At 69.6% G+C, this 24,733-nt stretch carries 12 protein-coding genes and 1 riboswitch; of the genes, 7 read left to right on the top strand and 5 right to left on the bottom strand.

Features of this window, described 5'->3' with window-relative positions; genetic code table 11:
* Positions 1-37: 37 nt before the first annotated feature.
* The gene (locus OG804_RS11345; protein ID WP_328396647.1) at positions 38-439 is read right to left on the bottom strand and encodes a PPOX class F420-dependent oxidoreductase; all 402 of its coding nucleotides are present in this window, start codon (positions 437-439) and stop codon (positions 38-40) included.
* 123 nt (positions 440-562) lie between these two features.
* Between OG804_RS11345 and OG804_RS11340 the strand changes: the two genes are divergently transcribed.
* The 5 genes from OG804_RS11340 (at position 563) to OG804_RS11320 (ending at position 19,758) form a co-directional block, all read left to right on the top strand.
* Positions 563-2,161: an amidohydrolase gene (locus OG804_RS11340; protein ID WP_328396645.1), complete on the top strand. Its 1,599-nt coding sequence runs from the start codon at positions 563-565 to the stop codon at positions 2,159-2,161.
* Positions 2,162-2,295: 134 nt separating this feature from the next.
* Positions 2,296-3,939: an apolipoprotein N-acyltransferase gene (gene lnt / locus OG804_RS11335; RefSeq protein ID WP_328396643.1), complete on the top strand. Its 1,644-nt coding sequence runs from the start codon at positions 2,296-2,298 to the stop codon at positions 3,937-3,939.
* A gap of 377 nt (positions 3,940-4,316) precedes the next feature.
* A complete protein-coding gene (locus tag OG804_RS11330) occupies positions 4,317-17,867 on the top strand; it encodes a non-ribosomal peptide synthetase (protein WP_328396641.1) in 13,551 nt (4,516 codons plus the stop codon).
* Positions 17,864-18,853 carry an ATP-binding cassette domain-containing protein gene (locus OG804_RS11325; RefSeq protein WP_328396639.1) on the top strand — a complete coding sequence of 330 codons (990 nt, stop codon included), beginning with the start codon at positions 17,864-17,866 and terminating at the stop codon, positions 18,851-18,853. Before OG804_RS11330 ends, OG804_RS11325 begins: the two co-directional genes overlap by 4 nt.
* Positions 18,854-18,945: 92 nt before the next feature.
* On the top strand, positions 18,946-19,758 hold the full coding sequence (locus tag OG804_RS11320) for an ABC transporter permease (RefSeq protein WP_328398325.1): 813 nt from the start codon (positions 18,946-18,948) through the stop codon (positions 19,756-19,758).
* Between the two features lie 81 nt (positions 19,759-19,839).
* Here OG804_RS11320 and OG804_RS11315 read toward each other — a convergent pair whose 3' ends face one another.
* Complete coding sequence (locus tag OG804_RS11315) at positions 19,840-20,175, bottom strand: RNA polymerase-binding protein RbpA (RefSeq protein WP_328396637.1); 336 nt, start codon at positions 20,173-20,175, stop codon at positions 19,840-19,842.
* A 426-nt stretch (positions 20,176-20,601) separates the two neighbouring features.
* Here OG804_RS11315 and OG804_RS11310 point away from each other — a divergent pair, with 426 nt between their 5' ends.
* Positions 20,602-20,925, top strand: a complete 324-nt coding sequence (locus OG804_RS11310) for a hypothetical protein (protein ID WP_328396635.1) — start codon at positions 20,602-20,604, stop codon at positions 20,923-20,925.
* Here OG804_RS11310 and OG804_RS11305 read toward each other — a convergent pair.
* Both OG804_RS11305 and OG804_RS11300 read right to left on the bottom strand, forming a co-directional pair.
* Entirely contained in the window at positions 20,876-21,991 is a 1,116-nt protein-coding gene (locus tag OG804_RS11305; protein ID WP_328396633.1) for a hypothetical protein, read from the bottom strand. The genes OG804_RS11310 and OG804_RS11305 overlap by 50 nt on opposite strands.
* Positions 21,992-22,097: 106 nt before the next feature.
* On the bottom strand, positions 22,098-22,814 hold the full coding sequence (locus tag OG804_RS11300) for a M23 family metallopeptidase (protein WP_328396631.1): 717 nt from the start codon (positions 22,812-22,814) through the stop codon (positions 22,098-22,100).
* Between the two features lie 184 nt (positions 22,815-22,998).
* Between OG804_RS11300 and OG804_RS11295 the strand changes: the two genes are divergently transcribed.
* Positions 22,999-23,316 carry an ArsR/SmtB family transcription factor gene (locus tag OG804_RS11295; RefSeq protein ID WP_328396629.1) on the top strand — a complete coding sequence of 106 codons (318 nt, stop codon included), beginning with the start codon at positions 22,999-23,001 and terminating at the stop codon, positions 23,314-23,316.
* A 16-nt stretch (positions 23,317-23,332) separates the two neighbouring features.
* On the opposite strand, the gene OG804_RS11290 is transcribed toward OG804_RS11295, so the two are convergent.
* Positions 23,333-24,310 (bottom strand): glycosyltransferase family 9 protein, encoded by a 978-nt coding sequence (locus OG804_RS11290; protein ID WP_328396627.1) that lies wholly within the window; start codon positions 24,308-24,310, stop codon positions 23,333-23,335.
* A gap of 237 nt (positions 24,311-24,547) precedes the next feature.
* Positions 24,548-24,660, top strand: a riboswitch (cobalamin riboswitch).
* Positions 24,661-24,733 lie beyond the last annotated feature (73 nt).

The raw sequence follows: 24,733 nt of genomic DNA, 5'->3' as shown, positions 1-24,733 counted from the left end.
AGGCTCCCGGTTCCCCGCAAGAGCCACCTGTGCGGTGTTACCCGGCGTCCGCGGGTTCGGGACGCGGGGTGACTTCGATACCGATGGTGCCCGTTTTCCCCCGACGCAGGGTGCTGCCCAGTACCACCAGGGGTCCGGTCAACCAGTATTTGCGCCGGATCAGGCCGCGGACGCGCGCGCTGCCCGCGGCATCGAGAATCCGGCCGGTGCCGTGCACCATCTCACCGCGGGGTGTGCCCTTGTAATCACACGGCTGCAGCGTCACCTCCGGGTTGCGCCGCAGCCGTTTCACCTTCCAGCTGTCGGTGACGGTCCAGACGTACAACTTGTCCTGCTCCGCCACCGCCCACAGTGGCGTCGGCACCGGTGTGCCGTCCTTGCGGAACGTGGTGAGCAGGACGTAATCGGCGGCGCCGACCGCACCGAGCGTGTTGTTCATGCAGGCAGCGTAATTCGCCGCGCGACGCCGGGCGATCCGGCGGCGCACCGGCGTCGGGCGCCCGGTCCGGCTGGGTGGACCGGCCCGCGCGACGCCCGGGGCGGTGCGGCAGACTGGATCCCCGTGAGTACGCAGCTGCTGGTCGGAGGCCGGTTCTACAGTCCCAGCGCGCCCGACGCCACCGCCATGGCGGTGAGCGACGGCGTGGTCGTCTGGCTCGGCGCCGATCATGTCGGACGCGCGCTGCATCCGGACGCCGAGGTCGTCGAGCTGGACGGGGCCTTCGTGACCCCGGCGTTCGTGGAACCCCATCTGCACACCACCGCGTTCGGGCTGCAGCTGTCGGGTCTCGATCTGTCCGCCGCGCGGTCCCTGGCGCACTGCCTGGAACTGGTCGCGGACTACGCGGCCCGCTACCCCGACGGCGCGATCCTGGCCGACGGCTGGGACGAGAGCCGGTGGCCGGAAGGGCGGCCGCCGACGGTCGCGGAAGTAGACGCCGCCGCGCGGCCCGGGCAGATCGTGTATCTGGCGCGGGTGGATTCGCATTCGGCCGTGGCCTCCACGGCACTGCTCGACGAGGTGCCGGCACTGCGCGCGGCACCGGGATACGTTCCCGGGGAGCCGGTGCGGGCGCGGGCGCACCATCTGGTGCGGGCCGCCGCCCGGGCCCGGCTGACCCGATCGCAGCGGGACGCGGCGCGGCGGACCGCGCTGGACCACGCGGCCGCGCACGGAGTGGCGGCCGTGCACGAATGCGCGGGTCCCGATATCGAAGGCGAGACCGACCTGCGCGAACTGCTCGTCTTCGAACACGGTGTGCAGGTGCGGGCCTACTGGGGGCAGCCGGTGCGCACCGCGGACGAAGCCCGGGCCGTGCTGGCCGAGCTCGGCGCGCACGGACTGGCCGGCGATCTCTTCGTGGACGGGTCCCTCGGTTCGCATACCGCCTGGTTGCGGGAGCCCTACGCCGACGAATCCGGCACCGGTGTCTCCTACCTGGACGCCGCCCAGATCGCCGCGCATGTGCGGGCCTGCACCGAGGCCGGAGTCCAGGCGGGTTTCCACGCGATCGGTGACGGGGCGCTCGCGGCGATCGTCGCCGGTTTCGGGGAGGTCGCCACCGAACTGGGCGGTCCGGCGGTCGCGGCGTGCGGTCACCGGGTGGAGCACGCCGAACTGCTGGACGCCGCGCAGATCGAGGCCCTCGCCTCCTGGGGGGTCATCGCCAGCGTTCAGCCCGGGTTCGATCTGGCCTGGGGCGGCCCCGACGGTATGTACGCCGAACGGTTGGGCGCCACCCGCGCCGCCGCGCTGAATCCGTTCGCCGCCATGGCCTCGGCCGGGGTCTCGCTGGCCATCGGCTCGGACGCGCCGGTCACGGCGCTCGATCCGTGGGCGGCGGTGCGGGCGGCCGTCCAGCACCGAACGCCCGGGCACGGCCTCTCGCCGCGCGCCGCCTTCGCCGCCGCCACCCGCGGCGCGTGGCGGGCGGGCGGGGTCCGGGACGGAGTGGCCGGAACTCTGGTCCCGGGTGCGCCCGCGTCCTACGCGGTCTGGGCGGCCGACGATCTCGTTGTCGCCGCCCCCACGGATTCGGTGCAGCGCTGGTCCACCGACCCGCGGTCCCGCGTGCCGGGTCTGCCACCGCTGACGCCGGATGCCGCGCTGCCCAGGTGCCTGCGCACCGTGCACCGGGGCAGCACCATCTACCACGCGTGAGCGTGTGCCGTGGCGCATGCACGGACACGATGCGGTCCGCACGATTCGCCCGGGGCCGGGCCGGCGGCCGCGGCGCGGCGGATCAGCGGGACCAGTACCCGGCCGGATCTCGTACGGAACGACAGGATGTGGCAGTGAATCGAGGCGACAGGTCGACGGCCCGGTGGACCGACGGGCTCACCCGCTATCCGGTGGCGGCGCGATCGGTGGCCGCGGTGGTCGCGGGTGTGCTGCTGTTCGGCAGTTTCCCGCCGCGGCCGTGGTGGTTCCTCGCACCCGTGGGGATCGTGCTGCTGACCCTGGTGGTGCGCGGCGGGACCCGGTGGCGCTCCGGGTTCGGTTACGGATTCCTCGCCGGGCTCGGTTTCTTTCTGCCGTTGCTGCCGTGGACCGGGATCTATGTCGGGCCGGTGCCCTGGCTCGCGCTGTCGCTCGCGTGCTCGGTGTATCTGGGCCTGTTCGGAATGCTGGGCCGGATACTGGGCAGGCTCCCGGGTTGGCCGCTGTGGCTCGCGCTGGCCTGGACGGCCGCCGAATGGGGCAGGTCGAGCTTTCCGTTCGGCGGGTTTCCCTGGGGACGGCTGGCGTTCGGTCAGGCGGACGGCTGGTTCCTGCCGCTGGCCGCTTTCGGTGGCGCGCCACTGGTGAGTTTCGCCGTCGCGCTCAGTGGCACCTGCGGCGCCGCGGTCGTCCTCGGCCTGGTCCGGGCCTCGGGTTCTCGCTTCGCCGCCCCGGGGTATGTGGTGGACGCCGCCGGCCGCGGCGGCCGGGTGGCGACGGCGGTGGCCGCGCTGACCTGTGTGCTGCTCCCGGTGGCCGGCCTGGCGCTGCAGGCGACCTTGCCCGGCCCGTTGGACGGGGACCGCACCATCACAGTGGCCGCGATCCAGGGCAGCGTGCCGCGATTGGGCCTGGATTTCAATGCGCAGCGCCGGGCCGTGCTCGACAATCATGTCCGGCGGACCGAACAACTGGCCGATGAGGTGGCCGACGGTTTGTTTCCGGCCCCGGATGTAGTCGTCTGGCCCGAGAATTCCTCCGATATAGACCCGTTGCGCAATCCTGACGCGGCGGCGCTCATCTCGGAGGCGGCACGACGGATCTCGGCACCGATTCTGGTGGGTGCGGTGCTGGTGAACGGGGACGGCACCACCACCAATTCGGTAATGGTCTGGACCGCGGAAGGCGGCCCGGGGGACCGTCACGACAAAAAAATAGTACAGCCCTTCGGTGAATACCTTCCCATGCGCGGATTCTTCCGACTCTTTTCCGACTATGCCGATCGAGCAGGATACTTCGTACCGGGTCACGGGGACGGAACAATTCGGGCCGCAGGTACGGAAATCGGGGTGGCAACCTGTTATGAAGTAGCTTTCGACCGCGCTTTCCGGGATTCACTGCACTCGGGTGCGCAATTGCTCGCCGTTCCGACGAATAACGCGACTTTCGGCGATAGTGAAATGACTTACCAACAACTCGCGATGTCCAGGGTGCGGGCGGTCGAACACGGGCGCTCGCTGGTCGTGGCCGCCACTTCGGGGGTCAGCGCGATCATCGCCGCGGACGGAAGTGTGCGGCAGGAGAGCGCGCTGTTCGAACCCGAAGCCCTGGTCGCCGAGGTGCCGCTGCGCAATTCGCACACCCCGGCGACAGTGCTGGGGCCCTGGCCGGAACTGGTCGCCGTGCTCGTGACGGCGGCCGGAGTGGTGATCGCGATCGTTCGGCTGCGCGACCGTCGCCGCCGGGGCGAGGACCACGCCGCGCCCGTGTCCGGCTGACCGCCGGATCGGTTCGCCGACCGCCGCCGGCGGGTCGGTGTTGTTCTGCTGGATGTCGATCGATCCGTCGTGCAGCGCAGTGTTTATTTTTTGGTAGCGAAGGGTAAACATGCTGGCCCTTTGTGCGTAGTATCTAGGCAGCGCCCGGGCCGCCGCGCATGAAGTGAGGCGAAATTCTGCCTCCCGGTGCCAGGCAGCGCGCCGGAATTCGGACACTGTTGTTCGAGGGCTTTTCCGGCTTCAGGTAACCGTTCGGTTTCGACTGCAATCCATCCAAGGCGATGCTCCGAATAACCAGTCGTGAATCACACCCCACGACCGGTACAGGTCGGTTGTGGGCTGTTCGGGGAGTATCCAGTGGTAGAACGGAGTGATTGATGAGATCGTCGGCCACCGGGGTCGATAGCAGTTCGTCGGCAGAAATTTCGGTCGAGCCCTTTCCGCTCACACCCGCGCAGACGGCGATGTGGTACGCCCAGCGGATACAGCCGGATATCCCTCTCATCATCGCCGAGTACGTGGAGTTCCACGGTGATCTGGATCCGGGACTGCTGCTGTACTCGATCGAACGCTTCGGCGTCGAGACCGAGGTCGGCCTGCAACGCATCGTGCAGATCGACGGGGTGCCGCACCAGGTACTCGATCCGGCCTTGCGACCGGGTTGGGCACGTGTCGATCTGCGGTCCGAACCGGACCCGCACGCCGCCGCGCTGCGCTGGATGAAAGACGACGCCCGCACGCCGATCGACTTCGATCACGACCCGCTCGTGTTCAATGCCGTGCTGCGCACCGGCGATCAGGACTACATCTGGTATTCCCGTGCCCATCACATCGTCATCGACGGCTACGCGGCGATGAACGCGCTGGTCCGTACAGCCGAGATCTACACCGCCTACGCCGAATCCAGGGAACCGTCGGTATCGCGGGCGACTCCGCTGCCCGAGCTGTACGCGGGGGAGAACGAATACCGGAACTCGCAGCGTTTCGCGACCGATCGTGCGTACTGGGGCGAGATTCTCGACGACGTCGGCCCGGTGGTCAGTCTGTCGACCGTCGCGAATCCGCCGGCGACGGCGGACGCGGGACGCCGGCTCGCGACGATGACGCTCAGTGAGACCACCGAGGCGACCGTGGCGACGGCCGCGGCGGAGCGCGGAGCCTCCAATCCGGTGCTGTTCGCTGCGGCCATGGCCTGTTACGTCCGGGCCATGACGGGTGAGAACGACGTGGTGTTGAGCCTGCCGGTGTCGGCGCGCACCACGGTGTCGCTGCGCCGGTCCGCGGGAGTGGTGTCGAACGTGGTGCCGCTGCGCATCCGGTTCGAATCGGGCACCACGCTCGAGGATGTCGTGCGCACGGTGGAACGCCAGATCACCGGCGCGTTGCGGCATCAGCGCTACCGGCACGACGATATCCGGCGCGACTGCGGGTACGACCGCGACACTCGTGGCTTCTTCGGCCCGATGATCAACATCATGCTGTTCGCGCGCCCGCTGCGATTCGCCGACCTCGATGTCACGGTGCACGTGCTGGCCACCGGGCCGGTCGAGGACCTGTCGGTCAATCTCTACAACGGCGACGGCGGCCGGGTCCATCTCGATTTCGAGGCCAATCCGCTGCTCTACAGCGAGGACGAGGTCGACACCCACCACCGCAGGTTCCTGGGGTTCCTGGAGCGGTTCCTCACCACCGACGTCGATACTCCCGTACGGCTCCTGCCCGTTCTCACCGATACCGAACAGCAGCAGGTGCTGCATACCTGGAACGATACGGCTGCGGCGGTCGAATCCGGCACGCTGGCAGGCATTTTCGCCAACCGGGCGGCCGACCGCCCGGATGCCGTGGCGTTGCAGTTCGAGGGTGCGGCACTAACCTACGGCGAACTCGACGCCCGCGCCAACCGGTTGGCGCGCCTGCTGATCGCCGCCGGAGCCGGGCCCGAACGAGTGGTCGGGCTGTGTCTGCGGCGCAGTCTCGAGCTCGTGGTCGGGATGTACGCCGTGGTCAAAACGGGGGCAGCCTATCTACCGCTGGATCCGGAACATCCGGTCCAGCGGCTCGAGCAGATCCTGGCCGAGGCGAACCCGGTCGCACTGCTGGTCGCCGACCGGGACGGACTCGCGGTACCCGGGAACACCGACGTCCTCGCGGTCGACACCGCCGATCTGTCCGGGTTCGATCCCGCGCCCGTCACCGACGCCGACCGGATCATCCCGCTGCGCGGGGACCATCTCGCCTATCTCCTGTTCACCTCCGGTTCCACCGGCGCCCCGAAGGGTGTCGGCGTCACCCATCACGCCATCGTGAACCGGTTGCGCTGGATGCAGCACGAGTATCCGCTCGACCACACCGACGCGGTGCTGCAGAAAACTCCCGCGACCTTCGACGTCTCGGTGTGGGAGTTCTTCTGGCCGTTGCAGACCGGAGCCCGCCTGGTGGTCGCCCGGCCCGACGGCCATCGCGACCCTGCGTATCTGGCTCGCGTCATCCGGGAGAACAGCGTCACCACTGCGCATTTCGTCCCGTCGATGCTCTCGGTGTTCGTCACCGATACCGAAGTCCGCGACTGCGAATCGCTGCGCCGGGTCTTCTGCAGCGGGGAAGCGCTACCGCCGGCGACCGTGCGCGATTTCTACGCCGCCCTGCCCGGGCCGCGCCTGCACAACCTCTACGGGCCCACCGAGGCCGCGGTCGATGTGACCTACTGGCCCTGCCCGCCGGATCCCGATGCCGTCCCGATCGGCTCGCCGGTGTGGAACACCCGCACCTATGTGCTCGATGCCGCGTTGCGCCCGGTGGCGCCGGGCGCGGTGGGGGAGTTGTACCTGTCCGGTGTGCAGCTGGCCCGGGGTTACTCCGGGCAGGCCGCGCTGACGGCCGAACGGTTCGTCGCCGATCCCTTCACACCGGGCGCGCGCATGTATCGCACGGGTGATCTGGCCCGGTGGCGGCTCGGCGTCGCGGACACCGAGCAGGGCGTGCTGGAATACCTGGGGCGCACCGATTTCCAGGTCAAGATCCGCGGCCTGCGGATCGAACTCGGCGAGATCGAATCGGCGCTGCTGGCCGACGAAACGATCGCTCGGGCGGTCTGCGTCGCCCACACCACACCGGCCGGCGACCAATTGGCCGCCTATGTGGTCGCCCGCGGCGCCGCCGTCGTCGACACCGACGCGGTGCGGGCGCGCCTGGCCCGGTCGTTGCCCGGCTACATGGTGCCCACTACGGTGACCGCGCTCGGCGAAATGCCGCTGAGCAGCAACGGCAAGATCAATCGCGCCGCGCTGCCGGCGCCGGCGCCCAGCGGGGAACGGGCCCGGACAGCGCCGCGTACCGACGTCGAAGAGGTGCTGGCCACCATTTTCGCCGAACTGCTCGGGGTTCCCGAGATCGGTATCGACGACGGCTTCTTCGAAATGGGCGGGAATTCGCTGGTCGCCGCCCGTGCGGTGGCGCGGATCAACTCCGCCCTCGGTACCGCGCTGACCATTCGCGACCTGTTCGAGGCCGGCACCATCGCCGAACTCGCCCAGCGGTTCAGCGCGCACGATCCGGATCTCGCTTCCCCGCAACTGGTTCCGATGACCCGCCCGGACCGGATCCCGCTCTCCCCGGCCCAGCAGCGCCTGTGGATCCTGAACCGGTTCGCCGAGCACGCCGCCGCCTACAACATGCCGCTCGCGGTGCAGTTGGACGGCATTCTCGATATCGATGCGCTGCGCGCCGGCCTGCTGGATGTGCTGGAGCGGCACGAGAGCCTGCGCACCACCTTCCCCGATACCGGGGACGGTCCCTATCAGCAGGTGCATCCGGTATCGGATGTTCCGGTGCGGATCGACGTGATCGACGTGCACGACGCCGAGATCACGGATACGGCCGCCGAATTCGTCTCGCGCCCGTTCGATCTGCGCACGGAGTTCCCGTTCCGCGTCGCCCTGTACGCCACCGACGACGACTGTCATGTCCTGGTTCTGGTGCTCCATCACATCTGCGGTGACGGATGGTCCATCGCGCCGCTCGTCCGGGACCTGACCGCCGCCGTCGAGGAGCGGGCTGCCGGCCGGGCGCCCGACTGGACTCCATTGCCGGTGCAGTACGCGGATTTCGCGCTGTGGCAGCGGGAACTGCTCGGTGAGGAATCCGATCCGGCGAGCGCGCTGAGCCGGCAGGTGACCCACTGGCGAGCCGAACTGGCCGGTTTGCCCGACCAGCTCGACCTCCCGCTGGACCGGCCACGTCCGGCCCGCCGCTCCACCGAGGGCGGGCGGGTCGCCTTCACTATTCCGGCCGGAACCCGCCGCGCGGCGGCCGATCTCGCGGCTTCGCGCGGCGCCAGCATGTTCATGGTGGTGCACGCCGCGCTGGCGACACTGCTGTCGCGGATCTGCGGGAGCACCGATATCGTCATCGGCACTCCCATCGCGGGCCGTACCGATCCCGCGCTGGACGAATTGGTCGGGATGTTCGTGAACACCCTGGTGCTGCGGACCGAGGTCGATCCGGGCGCCGATTTCGACCGGATGCTCGATATCGTCCGGGAAACCGATCTGAACGCCTTCGCCAACGCCGACGTGCCGTTCGAACGGCTGGTCGAGGTGGTGAATCCGGAACGTTCCGGGGCACGTCATCCGCTGTTCCAGGTGATGCTGTCCTACGACAATGCCGGCGAGCTGGAGCTCGTCCTGCCCGGGGTGCGCACCGAGATCCTGCCGCTGGACGGAGAGATCGCCAAGTTCGACCTCCAGCTCGAAGTGCACGACGACAACTCCGGTGGCGAGCTGCACGCCGAAATCGGTTACGCCACCGATGTGTTCGACGAGCGGACGGTGGCCGCCATCGCGCGGAGGTTCGTCGCCGTGCTGGACGCGGCGGTCGGCGCACCGCGGCGCCCGGTCGGCGATATCAATGTCCTGGAGCGGCGCGAGTACGGCAATCTCGTTCCGCTGGCGGGTGGGCCCGCCGAACCGCCGGTCGCGCTGGCCGAACTGCTCGGCCGGTCCGCGGTGCGCGATCCCGACGGTGTCGCGGTCCGCTACCGCGGTCGTGACACGACCTATCGGGAACTGGACGAACGCGCCAACCGGGTGGCGCGACTGCTGATCGAGCAGGGCGCCGGTCCCGAGACCGTGGTGGTGCTCGCCCTGCCGCGCGGCCTGGACGCGATCACCGCGGTATGGGCGGTCGCCAAGACCGGCGCCGCCTATGTGCCGGTCGATCCGGGCTACCCCCCGGAGCGGATCGCCCACATGCTCACCGATTCCGGCGCCCGGCTCGGTGTCACGGGGCAGGAACAGCTGTCGTCCCTGCCCGAGCGGGCCGGTGTCGTGGAATCGTGGCTGGTTCTCGGATCGCTGGAGTTCGAAACAGATTGTGCCGCCGTATCGTCCGCGCCGATCACCGACGCGGACCGGATCGCGCCGTTGCGCACCACGCACCCGGCATATCTGATCTACACCTCCGGATCCACCGGTACCCCGAAGGCCGTAGTCGTCACCCACGGCGGTCTGGCTTCGTTCGCCGCCGAACAGTGCTACCTGTTCGGCGTCACCCCGGTTTCGCGCACCCTGCACTTCTCGTCCCCCAGTTTCGACGCGTCCGTGCTGGAGCTGCTGCTCGGTTTCGCCTGCGGCGCCACCGTGGTCATCGCCGGGCCGGAGATCTACGGCGGCAGCGAGCTCGCCACGCTGCTGCGCAACGAACGAGTCACGCACGCGTTCATCACGCCCGCGGCGCTGGCCACCGTCGACCCCGCCGGGCTGGACCAGTTGCAGACCGTCATGGTCGGCGGCGAGGCCTGCGGCCCCGAACTGGTGGCGGCCTGGGCCGACCGGTACCGCATGCACAACATGTACGGCCCGTCCGAGGCGACGGTGGCCGCGACCATGTCCGGACCCATGCGCCCCGGTCGCCCGGTGCCGCTCGGGCATCCCGTGCGCGGGATGCGGCTGTTCGTCCTGGACTCCCGGTTGCGTCCGGTACCGCCCGGCACTCCCGGCGAGCTGTACGTGTCGGGACCCGGTGTGGCCCGCGGCTACCTCGGCCGGCACGGGCTGACCGCCGCCCGTTTCGTCCCGAATCCCTACGGCCGGCGCGGCGAACGCATGTACCGCACCGGAGACCTCGTGGTCACCGACCGGTCGGGCCGGTTGCGCTTCCTCGGCCGCGCCGACGACCAGGTCAAACTCCGCGGCTTCCGGATCGAACTGTCGGAGATCGACCATGTGCTGCACGGCTGTTCCGGGGTTCGCTCGGCGCTGACCGTGGTGCACACCGACGCGCACGGCCGGCAGCGACTGGCCGCCTATATCGTCGCCGATGCCGACATGGACCCGGCCGAGGTGCGCGCGACCGCCCGGGCGCACCTGCCCGGCTACATGGTTCCCGACGCGGTCACCGTTCTCGACGAATTCCCGAAAGCCCCGTCGGGCAAGCTCGATCGCAAGGCGCTGCCCGAACCCGTGTTCCTCGGCACGGCCGTCACCTCCCGGGCCCCCGCGACCGAGGCGGAGCGCCGGGTCACGGAGGTGTTCTCCGAGGTGCTCGGCGTCGAGGTCACCGGCGCCGAGGACGGGTTCTTCGATCTGGGCGGCAACTCACTGCTGGCGACCCGGCTGGTGGGGGCACTGTACGACCGGTTCGGGGTGGATCTTCCGGTCCGCACCGTGTTCGACGCGCCGACCGTCGCCGCCCTCACCGAACAACTCATCCGCACGCCGGTCACCGCCCGGATCCCGCTGGCCCCCTACGATCCGCGTCCCGAACGGCTGCCGCTGTCGTTGCCGCAGCAGCGCTTGTGGTTCCTGAACCGGTTCGCCCCCGAGTCCAGCGCCTACAACATCGCGTTCGTTCTCGATATCGAGGGCGCGCTGGATGTTCCCGCGCTGCGGGCGGCGCTCGGCGATATCGTCGAACGGCACGAGGTCCTGCGCACCGTGTTCCCCGACGACGGACACGGTGCCCAGCAACGCATCCTGCCGACCGCCTGGGCGCTGCCGAGCCTGGAAGTTCGCGATACCGATCCGGCCGGCGCCGACGCGCTCCTGCGTGAATCGGCCACCGCCGGTTTCGATCTCACCGCGGGCACACCGCTGCGGGCGACCCTGCTGCGCGCGGGGAAAGACCGTTACCAGCTCGGCGTGGTGGTGCACCATATCGCCGCCGACGGCTGGTCGCTGGGGCCGCTGACCCGGGATCTGGCGGTCGCCTATCAGGCCCGCCGGACCGGTAGCGGGCCGACCTGGACACCGCTGACCGTCCAGTACGCGGATTTCGGTCTGTGGCAGCGCGAGCACCTCGGCGCCGAAACCGATCCGGACAGCCTCGCCGCCCGCCAACTCGGCTACTGGCGCGACCAGCTCACCGGATTGCCCGAGGAACTGCCGCTGCCCTACGACCGGCCCCGCCCGGCCGAACCGGAAGCGACGGCCGCGTCCGTGCGCCGCAGTATCCCGGAGCCGGTCCGGCGCGCACTGGCGGACCTGGCTCGCGCCGAGGGCGTGAGCCCGTTCATGCTGCTGCGCTCGGCACTCGCGGTGCTGTTGCGCGCGGTGACCGGTGGCCGCGATATCGCGATCGGCACACCGGTCGCCGGACGTACCGATCGCCGGCTCGACGATCTGGTCGGGATGTTCGTCAACACCCTGGTCCTGCGCTCCGAGGTGGACCCGGTTCGCGCGTTCACCGATCTGCTGCGTGCCGACCGGGACACCGAACTCGGCGCTCTCGCACACGCCGATATCCCATTCGAGCAGGTCGTGGCCGCGCTCGGGCACGACCCCCGGGCCACCGGACGTCACCCGCTGTTCCAGGTCGCGCTCACCGTCCAGGACACCCCGGTGCCGACGCTGGAACTGCCGGGCCTGTCCGTCGACGCGGCCGCGCTCGATATCGCGCGCGCCAAGTTCGATCTGGAGTTGCGCGCCGGTGATCTCGCCGCGGGGGACATCGAATTCGTCTACGCCGATGAGCTGTTCGACGCGTCCACCGTCGAGATCCTGGCCGACCGGTTCCTGCGGGTGCTGGACGCGATCGCTACGCGGCCCGGCGTCGCGGTGGGCGATATCGACGCCCGCACCGACACCGAACGTGCGGCGCACAGCCCGGCACGAGGTCCCGCACCCGGGATCCCGCGCACCCTGGCCGCCCTGTTCGGCTCCACCGTGCTCGCCCACGGTCCCCGCCGGGCGCTCTACGAGGACGACACCGTACTCACCTACGCCGAACTCGATCGCCGTGCCAACCGGCTGGCGCGCGCGCTGATCCGGCGCGGGCTGGGGACCGGCGACAAGGTGGCGCTCGGGCTCACCCGCTCCGCGGATTCGGTGACGGCCATGCTCGCCATCGCCAAATCCGGGGCCGCGTTCGTCCCGGTGGATCCGAATTATCCGGCCGAGCGGATCGCCCATATGCTCGGCGACTCCGGATGCTCGGTCGGCGTCACCCGGGTCGGGCACGCCGACGGACTGCGCGCCGCCGGCGGTGCGGACATCGACTGGCTGCTGCTCGACTCGCCCGCGGGCCGGACCGAGATCGGCGGGTCTGCGGCCGACCCGGTCAACGACTCCGATCGGGTGCGGCCCTTGCGGATCACCGACCCGGCTTATCTGATCTACACCTCCGGCTCGACCGGCACACCGAAGGGTGTCACCGCCACCCACGGCGCGCTCGCCGATCTCGCCGACGAGTTCCGCGACCGGATGGCGGTGAACCCGGCCGCGCGCACGCTGCATTTCTCGTCGCCGAGCTTCGACGCGGCGGTATTGGACCTGCTGCTCGCGATCGGCGCCGGCGCCGCGATGGTGATCGTGCCGCCGGAGGTGTACGGCGGTGACGAACTGGCCGAACTCATGACCCGCGCCGAGGTCACGCACACCTTCATCACCCCGGCCGCGCTCGCCACCATCGACCGCGAGCGCTGGCCGCTGCCCGCCCTGCGGGGTCTCATGGTCGGCGGTGAGCATCTCGGCCCCGAACTGGTGGCACGCTGGGCGCCGGGCCGGCGGATGTTCAACGCCTACGGTCCCACCGAAACCACCGTCGTCGTCTCGGTGACGCCGGTGGCAGTGGACGGTCCCGCCGAACTGGGCGCCCTGATCCGCGGCACCCGCGCCCTCGTGCTCGACGAACGCCTGCGGCCCGTACCCACGGGCGTCCCCGGCGAGCTCTATCTGGCCGGTCCCGGACTGGCCCGCGGCTACCACGAAAGGTTCGGACTCACCGCGTCCCGGTTCGTCGCCGATCCCTACGGACCGGCCGGCTCCCGGATCTACCGCACCGGCGATGTCGTGCGCTGGACCCGCGACGGTGGTCTGCGCTACCTGGGCCGCAGCGACAATCAGGTGAAGGTGCGCGGTTTCCGGATCGAGCTCGGCGAGATCACCAGTGCGCTCACCGCGCATCCGGCGGTCCATTTCGCGCATACCGAGGTACGGCATCTCGGTGGTTCGGACCGGCTGGTGGCCTATGTCCATCCGGCCGATCCGGCCCGCCGGCCCGAACCCGAGGAATTGCGCGAACATCTGGCGCGGCGCCTGCCCCGGCACATGGTTCCGGCCGCGTTCACCCTGCTCGACGAGATCCCGCTGACCCCGGTCGGCAAATTGGATATCGCCGCGCTTCCCGAACCCCGAGCGCTGCCCGCGGCGGCCGGCGGGCGCGCGCCGGGATCGGAGAGCGAACGCCTCGTCGCCCGGATCATGGGCGAACTCGTGGACGCCGTGGTCACCGAGGCGGATGAGAGTTTCTTCGATATCGGCGGCAACTCGTTGCTGGCCACGCAGCTGGTGGGTCGCCTGGACGCGGCCACCGGAGTGCGGCTGCCGGTCCGCGCGGTGTTCGCCGCGCCGACGGTCGCCGAACTCGCTGCGCGTCTCGACGGCGAGACCGCCGGTTCCGGGGCCGCGCTGGTACGCCGGGAACGGCCCGCACGGATTCCGCTCTCGCCCGCCCAGCAGCGGTTGTGGTTCCTCAACCGCTTCGGCGGATCCGAGGAGTCCGGCGGTGCTTACAACATCCCCGTCGTGCTGCGGCTGCGCGGTCCGCTCGACCGCGCCGCCCTGCTCGCCGCGCTGCACAACCTGCAGGAACAGCACGAAACCCTGCGGACGGTGTTCCCGGAGATCGATGGTGAGCCCAGCCAGCTGGTGCTCGACGCGGCGCAGGCCCGGATCATCCTGCAGTCGCCGGTGGCCGACGACGCGGGCCACGGGGCCGCGATCGAACGGTTCATCACGCCGGGCTTCGATCTCGCCACCGAGATACCGGTGCGGGCGGCGCTGTTCGTCGTCGCACCGGACGAGCACATCCTGGTGCTGGTGGTGCACCACATCGCGATGGACGGCTGGTCGCTGGAACCGCTCGCCGCCGATGTGGCGGCCGCCTACCGCGCGATCCGGCTCGGCGCCGAGCCGCAATCCGATCCCGAACAGCTCCAGTACATCGACTACACGCTGTGGCAGCGCGACCTGCTCGGCGACGAGGACGATCCCGCCGCGCCGATCCGCCGCCAGCTCGACTACTGGCGCACTCGCCTGGACGGTCTGCCGGAGCTGCTCGCGGTCCCCGCCGACCGGCCCCGCCCGCCCGTGCCGTCCTATCGCGGCGGCACCGTGGAACAGCGGATCGACGCCCGGGTCCACCGCGAGCTGCGCGATCTCGCGGCGCGCCACAATGTGAGCCTGTTCATGGTGCTGCACGCCGCCCTGGCGGTGCTGCTGCACCGGCTGACCGGAGTCGACGACATCGCCGTCGGCACCCCGGTCGCGGGCCGTGGCCGGCCGGAACTGGACCGGATGATCGGCATGTTCGTCAACACGCTGGTCCTGCGCACCCCGGTGGCGCACAACGATCGCTTCACCGAACTGCTCGACGCCGTGCGCGATACCGATCTCGACGCGTTCGGCCACGCGGATCTGCCGTTCGAGCGCCTGGTGGAGGTGCTCAACCCGGTGCGGTCGCAATCGCATCACCCGCTGTTCCAGGTGATGCTGTCGGTACGCGACGAACCCGTGCGGGCGCTGGAGCTTCCGGGGCTGAGCATCGAGGCGATGGATATCGACGCCGGTATCGCGAAATTCGACCTCCAGTTCACCCTGACCGAATGCCATACCGGTGATCGGTCGCCGGACGGGATCAGCGTGGCCGTGAACTACAGTGCGGATCTCTTCGACGAGCCGACGGCGGCGCGCCTCAACCGGCGCCTGGTCCGGCTGCTCGGCGCGATCGCGGCCGACCCCGCGGTCGTCATCGGCGATCTGGAACTGCTGGAGCCCACCGAATGGTCCGCCCTGGCGCCGCTGCGCCGCGCGGACCCTGACCAGCCGTGCACTCTCGCCGAGGTTTTCGCCGCCGCGGTGAACGTCGACCGGCGCGCCGTCGCATTGGCGACCACCGGCGTCGAGGTCACCTACGATGCGCTCGACCGCTGGAGCAACCGGCTGGCCCGAGTGCTGATCGAGCACGGCGTGGGCCCGGAAACTCTGGTGGCACTGGGTATTCCGCGGACGGTGGAATCGGTGGCCACGGTGCTGGCCGTCACCAAGACCGGCGCGGCTTTCGTGCCGGTGGACCCCGGCTACCCCGCCGCGCGGATCACCCATATGCTCGCCGACTCCGGTGCGGCCGTGGGCCTCACCCTGGCCGAGCATCGGGAGCAGCTGCCCGAAGAGGTGCGCTGGCTGGCGCTGGACGATCGCGACGTCCGGGAACAGGTGCTGCGGGCGTCCAGCGCCCCGATCACCGACGCGGACCGGCTCGCGCCGCTGCGGATGGACAATCCGGCCTACGTCATCTACACCTCCGGTTCCACCGGAACCCCCAAGGGTGTGGTGGTCACTCATCGTGGACTGTCCAATTTCGCCGCGGAGACAGCGCATCGGTTCGACGTCCGGTCCGGGAGTCGCATCCTGCACTTCGCGACCCCGAGCTTCGACGCGGCCATGCTGGACCTGCTGTTCGCGCTCGGCGGCGCGGGCACCCTGGTGCTCACGCCGCCGGGAGTGGTGGGCGGCGCGGAACTGGCCCGGGTGCTGATCGCGGAACGGATCACCCACGCGTTCATCACCACGGCCGCGCTGGCGACGGTGGATCCCGAGGGCATCACCGATTTCCAGCATGTCCTGGTCGGCGGCGAGGCACTGCCCGCGGAGGTCGTCGCCCGCTGGGCGCCCGGCCGCAATCTGCACAACGTCTACGGCCCCACCGAGACCACCATCGTCACGGTCATGTCGCCGCCGCTGGCGCCGGGTGGGCCGATTCCGATCGGCGAACCGATCCGCGGCGTCGCGGCGATGGTGCTCGACGGCCGGCTGCGCCCCGCCCCGCTCGGGGTCACCGGTGAGCTGTACCTGGCCGGTGGCGCGCTCGCCCGCGGCTATCACGACCGGCCCGGCCTCACCGCCCAGCGGTTCGTGGCCAACCCCTTCGGGAAGCCGGGCGAACGGATGTACCGCACCGGTGATCTGGTGCGGATCCGGACCGGCGCCGACGGTGGCCCCGGCGATATCGAATACGTCGGCCGGACCGATCATCAGGTGAAGATCCGCGGTTTCCGGATCGAACTGGGCGAGATCGACGCGGCGCTGAGCCGGCATCCGGCCGTGGAGTTCTCATATACCACCGGCCATCGCACCGCCGCCGGCGCGACCGCTCTGGTGGCGTATGTGAAGGCCGGTTCGGCCACCACCGCGGCCGCATTGACCGCGCACCTGTCGGAACTGGTGCCCAACTACATGGTTCCGCAGTCGATCATGCTCATCGACCGGCTGCCGCTCACCCCCGTCGGCAAATTGGACCGGGCCGCCCTGCCGGAGCCGGTGTTCACCGCGGCCGAGGGATACCGGGCACCGGTCGGTCCGGTCGAAGCCGCGCTGTGCGAGATCTTCGCCGAGGTGCTCGGGGTCGAGCGGGTCGGCGCCGGGGACGGGTTCTTCGAGCTGGGCGGTAACTCGTTGCTGGCCACCAAGGTCGTCGCCCACGCTCGCGAGGCCGGTTTCGAGCTGCCCATGCAGCTGCTGTTCGGCGAATCCACTCCGGCCGCCCTGGCCGCGCGACTCGGCGACGGCAGCGCGGCCGACGCGATGAAACTCGCACTCGCGCCGCTGCTGCCCCTGCGCCCGGATACCGGTACCGGTCGTCCGCCGCTGTTCTGCGTGCATCCGGCGATCGGTCTGGCCTGGTGCTATGCGGGGCTGCTCGCCGAACTGCCCGCTGATCAGCCGGTCTACGGGCTGCAGGCGCCGCAGGCCGGCGGTGCGCCCGGATTCGGGTCGATCGCCGAGGCGGCCGAACACTACATCGCGCATATCCGGACCGTTCAGCCACACGGGCCCTACCACCTGCTCGGCTGGTCGCTCGGCGGATTGATCGCCCAGGAGGTCGCGGTGCGGTTGCAGGCGGCCGGGGACGAGGTCGCGCTGCTCGGCATGCTGGACAGCTACCGGCTCTCCGACGATCTGGCCGCCGACGCGATGCCCAGCATCCGCGAGATCCTCGGTGAATTCGGCGGCGAACTCGGCGTGGACGACGCCGAACCGACCCTCGCGGAGGCCGCTGAACTGCTACGGTCCCGGCCCGGGCCGTTCGCGGCGCTCACCCTGGATCATCTGGAACGGCTCTACGCCGGCTATGCCGACGGCACCGTCCAGGCCAACGGCTTCCGTCCGGGGGTGTTCCGCGGCGACCTGCTGTTCTTCGCGGCGGCCGCCGATCCGGTGAACCTCGCGGCGCCCGATCGCCACCCCGGGGCCTGGCAGGGCTTCGTCACCGGCGCGGTGCACGCGCACGATATCGCCTGCACCCACGCGGAGATGACCACCGCGGAATCGCTGGCCGTGATCGGTCCCGTGCTCCGCAGACATCTCGGTGATCGCGTGCCCGCAATGGAAACACGATCACAGCTCGCTATCGAAACGAAGGAGAAAGCTCAGTGAAGCCCGCGGTGCAGATCACCGGTCTGGTGAAGAACTACGGTCGGGTCTGCGTTTTGGACGACTTCGATCTCGAAATCCCCGAAGGCACGGTGATGGGGCTACTCGGCCCCAACGGCGCGGGTAAGACCACCGCGGTCCGGATCGTGACCACCCTGTTGCGGCCCAACGCCGGATCCGTCCACGTCGCCGATGTCGACGTGCTGCACGACCCGGCGGCGGCGCGCAAGCTCATCGGGCTGTCCGGTCAGTACGCGGCGGTGGACGCCAACCTCACCGGCTACGAGAACCTGCGTATGGTCGCGCGGCTCTACGGAATGTCGCGCGAACGCGCCATCTCCCGAGCCCGGGAACTGCTCGGGGAATTCGGGCTCGAGGACGCCGCCGATCGCCGAGCCGGAACCTACTCCGGCGGGATGACCCGGCGTCTCGACCTCGCCGGCGCCCTGGTCGCGCGCCCACCCGTGGTGGTTCTCGACGAACCGACCACCGGACTGGATCCACGGGCCCGCAACGATATGTGGCGGGTCATCGGCGAACTCGTCAGCGACGGCACCACGGTCCTGCTGACCACCCAGTATCTCGAGGAAGCCGACCGGCTGGCCGACCAGATCACGGTGCTCGACAAGGGCAAGGTCATCGCCCGCGGTTCGGCGGACGAACTCAAATCCTCGATCGGTGGGGACCGTCTCACCGTCACCCTCAGCTCCGGACAGGATCCGGCGCCCGCACTGAAGGTCCTGGCCGATGTCGGTCTCGGCGAACCCGCGCACGAGGCGGGTATGGACGAGGTGTCGGTGGTGGTCGGTGACGGTTCCCGCACCATGGTCGAAGCGCTGCGCCGGCTCGATGACGCAGAGGTGAATGTCGTCGACGCCCGGGTACACCGGCCCAGCCTCGACGACGTCTTCTTGTCCATCACCGGCTCACCGGCTGCGCCGGACACCGAGCCGGAAACCAGTGACGTACCCGAGGAGATCATGTCGTGAGCACCGCAGAAGTCGCGGTCGAAGAAGCCGAAACCACCAGCCCGACCGATGAGACGGAGGCGGAACTGGCACACTCACCCGGCTCCCACCGGATTCCGAAATCCACCGAGCCCCGCTTGCGGTTCTTCCGTGACAGCGCGATCGTGGCGCATCGCAACCTGCTCACCATCATGCGGGTGCCGACACTGCTGGTCACGGCCACGGTTCAGCCGCTGATGTTCGTCTTCCTCTTCGCCTATGTTTTCGGCGCCTCGCTCGGCGGCGGCCAGTACCGCGAGTTCCTGATCGCCGGGATCATGGCCCAGACCGTCGCCTTCAGCGCGGCGTTCACCACCGTGGGGCTGGCCGGCGACCTGGAGAAGGGCATCATCGACCGGATGCGTTCGCTGCCCATGTCACGGCTGGCGGTGCTGATGGGCCGGACGCTCTCGGATCTGGTGGTGAGCATGGTCAGCCTGCTGGTGATGACCGTGTGCGGGTACATCGTCGGCTGGAGTATCGAGGGCGGTGTGGCCGATGCCGTACTGGCCTACGCGGTGATCCTGCTGTTCGCCTTCGCCATGTCGTGGGTCGGCGCGCTCACCGGCTTGCTCGCGCCGAATGTCGAGGTCGCCCAGAGTGCCGGGCTGATCTGGCTGTTCCCGCTGTCGTTCATCTCCTCGGCGTTCATCTCCGCCCAGACGCTGCCCGGCCCGCTGGCCACTATCGCCGAATGGAATCCGATCACCGCGGTCGCGGCGACCGGCCGGAAACTGTTCGACAACAGCGCGCCGCCGGGATTCCTCCCGGCGACCGGCTGGCCCGCCGACCATTGCGTCGAATACGCGATCGGCTGTTCGCTGGCCATTCTGGCGATCGCCATACCGTTGGCGTTGCTGCAGTATCGCCGGGTCGCCAGTCACTGAACCCGGACCACGACAAAAGCCGTGCCCGCCGGATCATCCGGCGGGCACGGCCTGTTACAGGACCTCGAGGTTTGTTCGGGCTCAGCCCCGGCGACGGGTTTTGAGCAGTTCCAGTCGTTCCTTGAGCAGTTCCTCGAGTTCTTCCTTACTGCGCCGTTCGAGCAGCATGTCCCAGTGCGTGCGCGGCGGCTTCACCTTCTTCGCCTCCTGACTCGTGCCCTCGATCAGCACACCTTCCTGGCCGTTGCGGCACAACCAGGTGGGCGGGATCTCGGCGTCGTCGGCGAACGGAACATCGAACTCTTCACCATTGTCGGTCCGGTACCGGGCGATCCGGCGCGGTGCCAGATCATGGTCGCGGTCGGTTTCGTAGCTCACCGCTCCGAGCCGGCTGCCCCGGAGTACGCGATCTGCCATCTGTACAGGTCCTCTCTGTGTTGTCGGCGCGTTGCCGCGCGCGGGTCCGCAGTTTCCCGGCCACTCGGCTCCGGAACACCGGAGCGAAGACACCTACGGTGTATCCGCTGCGGGGCACCGCAACCCGTGCCGGGGTGCGAACCGATGGGTCGACCCCTGTTGTACTGCTACCGCGGCCTCGTGGATCGCGGTTCGCCGGCCGTTGTCGCCCGCCGACCGTTCGGGTCACGTGCGCGGGCCGTTCGCTGTGCCACGAATCGCCGATTCGTGCCGGTCCAGGCCGTGCGCCCTGTTCATGTCAACGTTCGTAAGGGTCTTTCCGTTCCCAGCTCGGGAGAGCTTTCTAATTGTACGGGGTTCGGTAAAGGCCGCCCGCACGGTGTGCGGTGTGTGCCGCTGCGAGAGTGCCTATTAGGGTGTCGGGTCATGTCGCGCCGGTTGGAGTCGTGCCTGTGGTGTGGTCGGGAAATAGTGGATTCGGAAGCGGGGCGCCGGCGTCGGTACTGTCGGCAGTCCTGCCGTCAGCGTGCCTATGAACATCGCAACAATGTGAAGGGCACTGGGATCCCCACCGATTCGGTCGTGCTCAGTGCCGCCGAGGCCACCGCGCTGGCCGACCGCTGGTTCGCCGCGCGCTGTGCCGCCGAAGACGTGGCCACCGCCATCGACGAGGGCGCCGACCGGTCGGAACTCGCGCGCCTCAGCGAGGTTCTGGTCGAACTCGCCCGGGATGCGGAACGGTTGCGCTGAGCCGGTCCGGATCACGCCGGCCGGACTCGAGCCGGGGCGGCTCGGCCCGAGTTGCCGGCGTGGGCCGGGCGACGGCCGCGGTGAGACCTGTGACCAGCACACCCAGGACGGTGCAGGCGAATACAGTGGCGGTATCGGGATGTATCAGGGACTGACCGCGCATCGCCTGCCAGAACGTGATCGCCTGCAGACCTCCCCAGCCGAGGATCACCACCCCGATCAGCCGGTTACGGGTACGGGTCGGGCGCAACCGCGGGTATCGTGCCGCGCCCCAGGCCAGCAGCAGCACGGCTGCCAACAGCACCTGGATTCCGTGCAATCCGACGAAATGCGGGATCCGCAGGTCACCGCCCAGAGTGCTCCAGTGCGTGATCGGCATACCTGCTACCGCATCCGGCGCGCCGACAGTCTGCCGGGTCGCGGCGTCGACGACCGTATGCCCGGCGGCCAGTTCGACCAGCCGGCCGTCCGCGGTCCGCGTGAGCTGGGTGCCGGTGAACCCCATGAGGTAGCCCAGCGCCATCGAGACCACCGCCATCGCCAGTCCGCCCCGAATCGCCAGGACTGTCGGACGATCCGCGCCCGGACGTATCGAAACGATCACGGCGATCAGCAGATTCGCCAGGAAAAGGGCCGGTACGCCCGAGGCGAATACGATTTGCCCGATCTCGTTGACCGGGTCGTCCTCGGTGTTGAAATGACTGAAGGTTCCGCGCGCGGCCTGCAGCGCGATGAATCCCACGTCCACGAATGCGGTGACGGAGAACACGACACCCAGCCACCAGGTGACCCGCCGCCCGCGGTGCGGAAGCGAGAGCAACCAGGCCAGTGTGAGCGAGTACAGCAGGAAGGCCAGGCCGAACTTGCACGGTTTGAGCCAGACCGATTCACCGAGCAGAAGCCGGTCGTCGACGGCCATCCCGACCAGGCTGACAAACACCAGACCGGCCATTGCCGCGGAACTGAGCAGCAAAGGCCGGTGCAGGCGCCCGATCACCCGACGAAGATCGGAGGCTGGGTGGCGACCGGAGGGGTCCGGTCCGCCGTGGAACAGGATTGCGGACATGAACCGACGGTAGGAACGGGGACCCGGCCGGCACGTCCCGCTGTGGGACTGTGCGCCACCGGTACCCCGGTATGCCGGGGGCCGTCGGAAGGAGCGAGGGTAAGGGTCAGCCGGGGTAGTTGTTGACGTCCATACCGCGCGCGGCGAGCCACGGCTGCGGATCGACCGGGCCGACACCGGGCTGGTGCACCTCGTAGTGCAGGTGCGGTCCGGTGGACTGGCCGCGGCTGCCGACGGTGGCGATCACGTCACCGGCGCGGACCTGCTGGCCGACGCCCACCAGGATGTCCTGCATATGGCCGTACACGCCGACGCTGCCGTCGTCCTGCTGGACGCGCACCCACAGGCCGAAACCGGTGGCGGGTCCCGCTTCGATCACGACGCCGTCGGTGACCGACCGGATCGGTGAACCCATATCGGCGGCGAAGTCGATGCCGTTGTGGGACGTGCCCCAGCGCGCCCCGAAGCCGGAGGACAGTGCGCCGTCGGCCGGGCGTACCGTGGCGGGCCGCGGCGGCTCGGGGAAGGGCCAGGCGACAGGAGCGGGCTGATGGTCGCCGGCGGTCGCGTGCGGATCCCAGGCGGCGGGGTCGTGGGAGGTGGCGGGCTGCTCGCCGGGCGCGGCCGGGGCGGCAGGCGCCGCGGCATCCGAGGTAGCGGCCACGGTGGTGATCTGTTCGTTATCGGAGTCGGCTCCGGCCGCGAAGAGGGCGAAACCGGCGCAGAGGGCGGTCGAGGTGGCGACGACCTGCGTCGTGAGGTGGCGACGGCCGATCGGCGGCACCGTGAGCTTGCGGAAAGGTAACGGAAGGGTCACGGGCATGATTACAAGCTAGGGGACCGTTCCGCGCATCCAGCAAGCTTGTGGCAACTGTCACCCGCGCGCATAAGCCCAGGTCGCGTATTACCGAACGGTAACGGAAACGGCGATATCGCCCGACGAGCTGCACAAATGAGACATTTGATCATGTTTGACCGGAGTGTGCCGGGCGGTCGACACTGTTTCAGTGGTCGCTAACAGAGTTGCGCCGCTGATAGCCCTGGCAGACCCGACTCGGCGCGCGATCTTCGAAGCGCTGCCCCCGGGGCCGCGGTCGGTGGGAGAGCTCGCCGCGCAGATCGGTATCAGCAGCTCGGCGGTATCGCAGCATCTGCGGGTGCTGCGCGATGCGCGACTGGTCATGGTGCGCCCGGTGGGCAACCGCCGCCTCTATTCGCTGGATCCGCGCGGGCTCAGCGATGCGCGCGACTACCTGGAACAGTTCTGGCAGAGCGCCCTGGCCGCCTACGCGGCCGCACTGAGTGAGGCCCGCGAGCAGGGCTGAAACCCGATCGGGTCGGTCAACCCACCCGGCGATACGCAGCGCCGGTCACGCCGACCTCGCCGCGACGCTTGCGCAGTTGCCGATCGAGTGCCGCGATCACCTCCGCCGAGCCGATCTGCAACAGACCCGCGTCGGGGGTGGCGGCGTCGCGGTCCCCGGTCCGGCCCGCCCAGAGCACCTCGTGCCGGTTGAGCAGATGCCGCGGCGGTCCGCTCTGCTCGGGCGCCGTGGGGCCGAACAGCTGCACGGTGCGGGTGCCGAACGCCGTCGCCAGGTGGGCCACGCCGGTATCGCCGCACAGCACCACCGAGGCCTCGGCCATCGTGGCCGACAGCTCGATGAGGTTCTGCGTGCCGGCCAGCACCCGGTGCCCGGACAGTCCGGCCCGCGCCGCGATGCCGAGCGCGTTCTCCCGATCGCATTCGTCGCCGGTCAGCACCACCTCGTGGCCGAGGACCAGGAGATGGCGGATCACCGCCGCGAAGCGGTCGGCCGGCCAGCGCCGGGCCGCCGCACCCGCGCCGACATGGACGACCACGTTGTCGCGATGGCTGGTGGTGGCCACCGGTGGTACCAGGCCCAGGTTGCGCCGATCCGCGCCGATCCCGTCGAATTCGAGTAGATGACACCAGCGATCGATCGGATGGTGGCCGGACTGCCAGTCGGGCGCGGGGATCTCCGGAAACGCCGGATCGCGGTAGGTGAGGATGCGTTCGGCGCTGGTCTTCACGAGTTGCACGATCGGTGCGGCCCCGTCGCTGTGCAGATTGACGGCCAGCTTCGGCGGCGGTCCGTCCCAGCGCAGCCCCTGAAAATCGGCGATGGGCACGATCTCGTCCACGCAGGCGATCACGTCGACGATGGGGCGCAGGCGATGCGGGGCGGCGAGGACGAGATGGTCGTTGCGGCGGGCCCGCCGCAACGCCCGCAATGCCGGAACTGCGGTGAGCAGATCACCGAGACCACGTGCCTGAAGCACGAGAACTACCGACACCCGACTCTCCTAGCCACCTGTTGCCCGTCACACCGCCCCCCTCCCGTACGTCCGACGAGGGACCGGCCACGACGAGAGCATTTCCTTGGATGACTACCCGCGGTACCCGGTGGCAAACGTTGGCCGGTGGCGGCCTGGATCACATGCCGCGGGTTCGCCGCACGACTCCGCACAGCCCGCCACCTGCCGGTAGCCGGGTCGCGCACGGCCACGGGATGGTTCGGGCGGCGGCGCTTCGGTAATGTGTGCGCTGTCCGTAGGGAAGTCCGGTGCGAATCCGGCGCTGTCCCGCAACTGTGAGGTTCGTTCGCGAGCCGGAGCCAGATACCTGCGGATGAAATTGGAACGGTCATGATCACGTGGGTATTGATCGATGCGCCGAACGAGCCGCCACCGCGGCCCGTTTCGCATGTCTTCGTCGCG

Origin of the sequence: Nocardia sp. NBC_00416 (assembly GCF_036032445.1) — a bacterium.
Taxonomy (GTDB): domain Bacteria; phylum Actinomycetota; class Actinomycetes; order Mycobacteriales; family Mycobacteriaceae; genus Nocardia.
The sequence above is the reverse complement of the archived record's forward strand: the minus strand, read 5'-3'. Positions and strand labels throughout refer to the sequence as shown.

What these genes read in the sequence shown, in the direction of transcription:
- OG804_RS11345 (WP_328396647.1), bottom strand. Translation starts at nt 439, where the DNA reads ATGAACAACACGCTCGGTGCGGTCGGCGCCGCCGATTACGTCCTGCTC.
- OG804_RS11330 (WP_328396641.1), top strand. Translation starts at nt 4,317, where the DNA reads ATGAGATCGTCGGCCACCGGGGTCGATAGCAGTTCGTCGGCAGAAATT.
- OG804_RS11315 (WP_328396637.1), bottom strand. Translation starts at nt 20,175, where the DNA reads ATGGCAGATCGCGTACTCCGGGGCAGCCGGCTCGGAGCGGTGAGCTAC.
- OG804_RS11310 (WP_328396635.1), top strand. Translation starts at nt 20,602, where the DNA reads ATGTCGCGCCGGTTGGAGTCGTGCCTGTGGTGTGGTCGGGAAATAGTG.
- OG804_RS11305 (WP_328396633.1), bottom strand. Translation starts at nt 21,991, where the DNA reads ATGTCCGCAATCCTGTTCCACGGCGGACCGGACCCCTCCGGTCGCCAC.
- OG804_RS11300 (WP_328396631.1), bottom strand. Translation starts at nt 22,814, where the DNA reads ATGCCCGTGACCCTTCCGTTACCTTTCCGCAAGCTCACGGTGCCGCCG.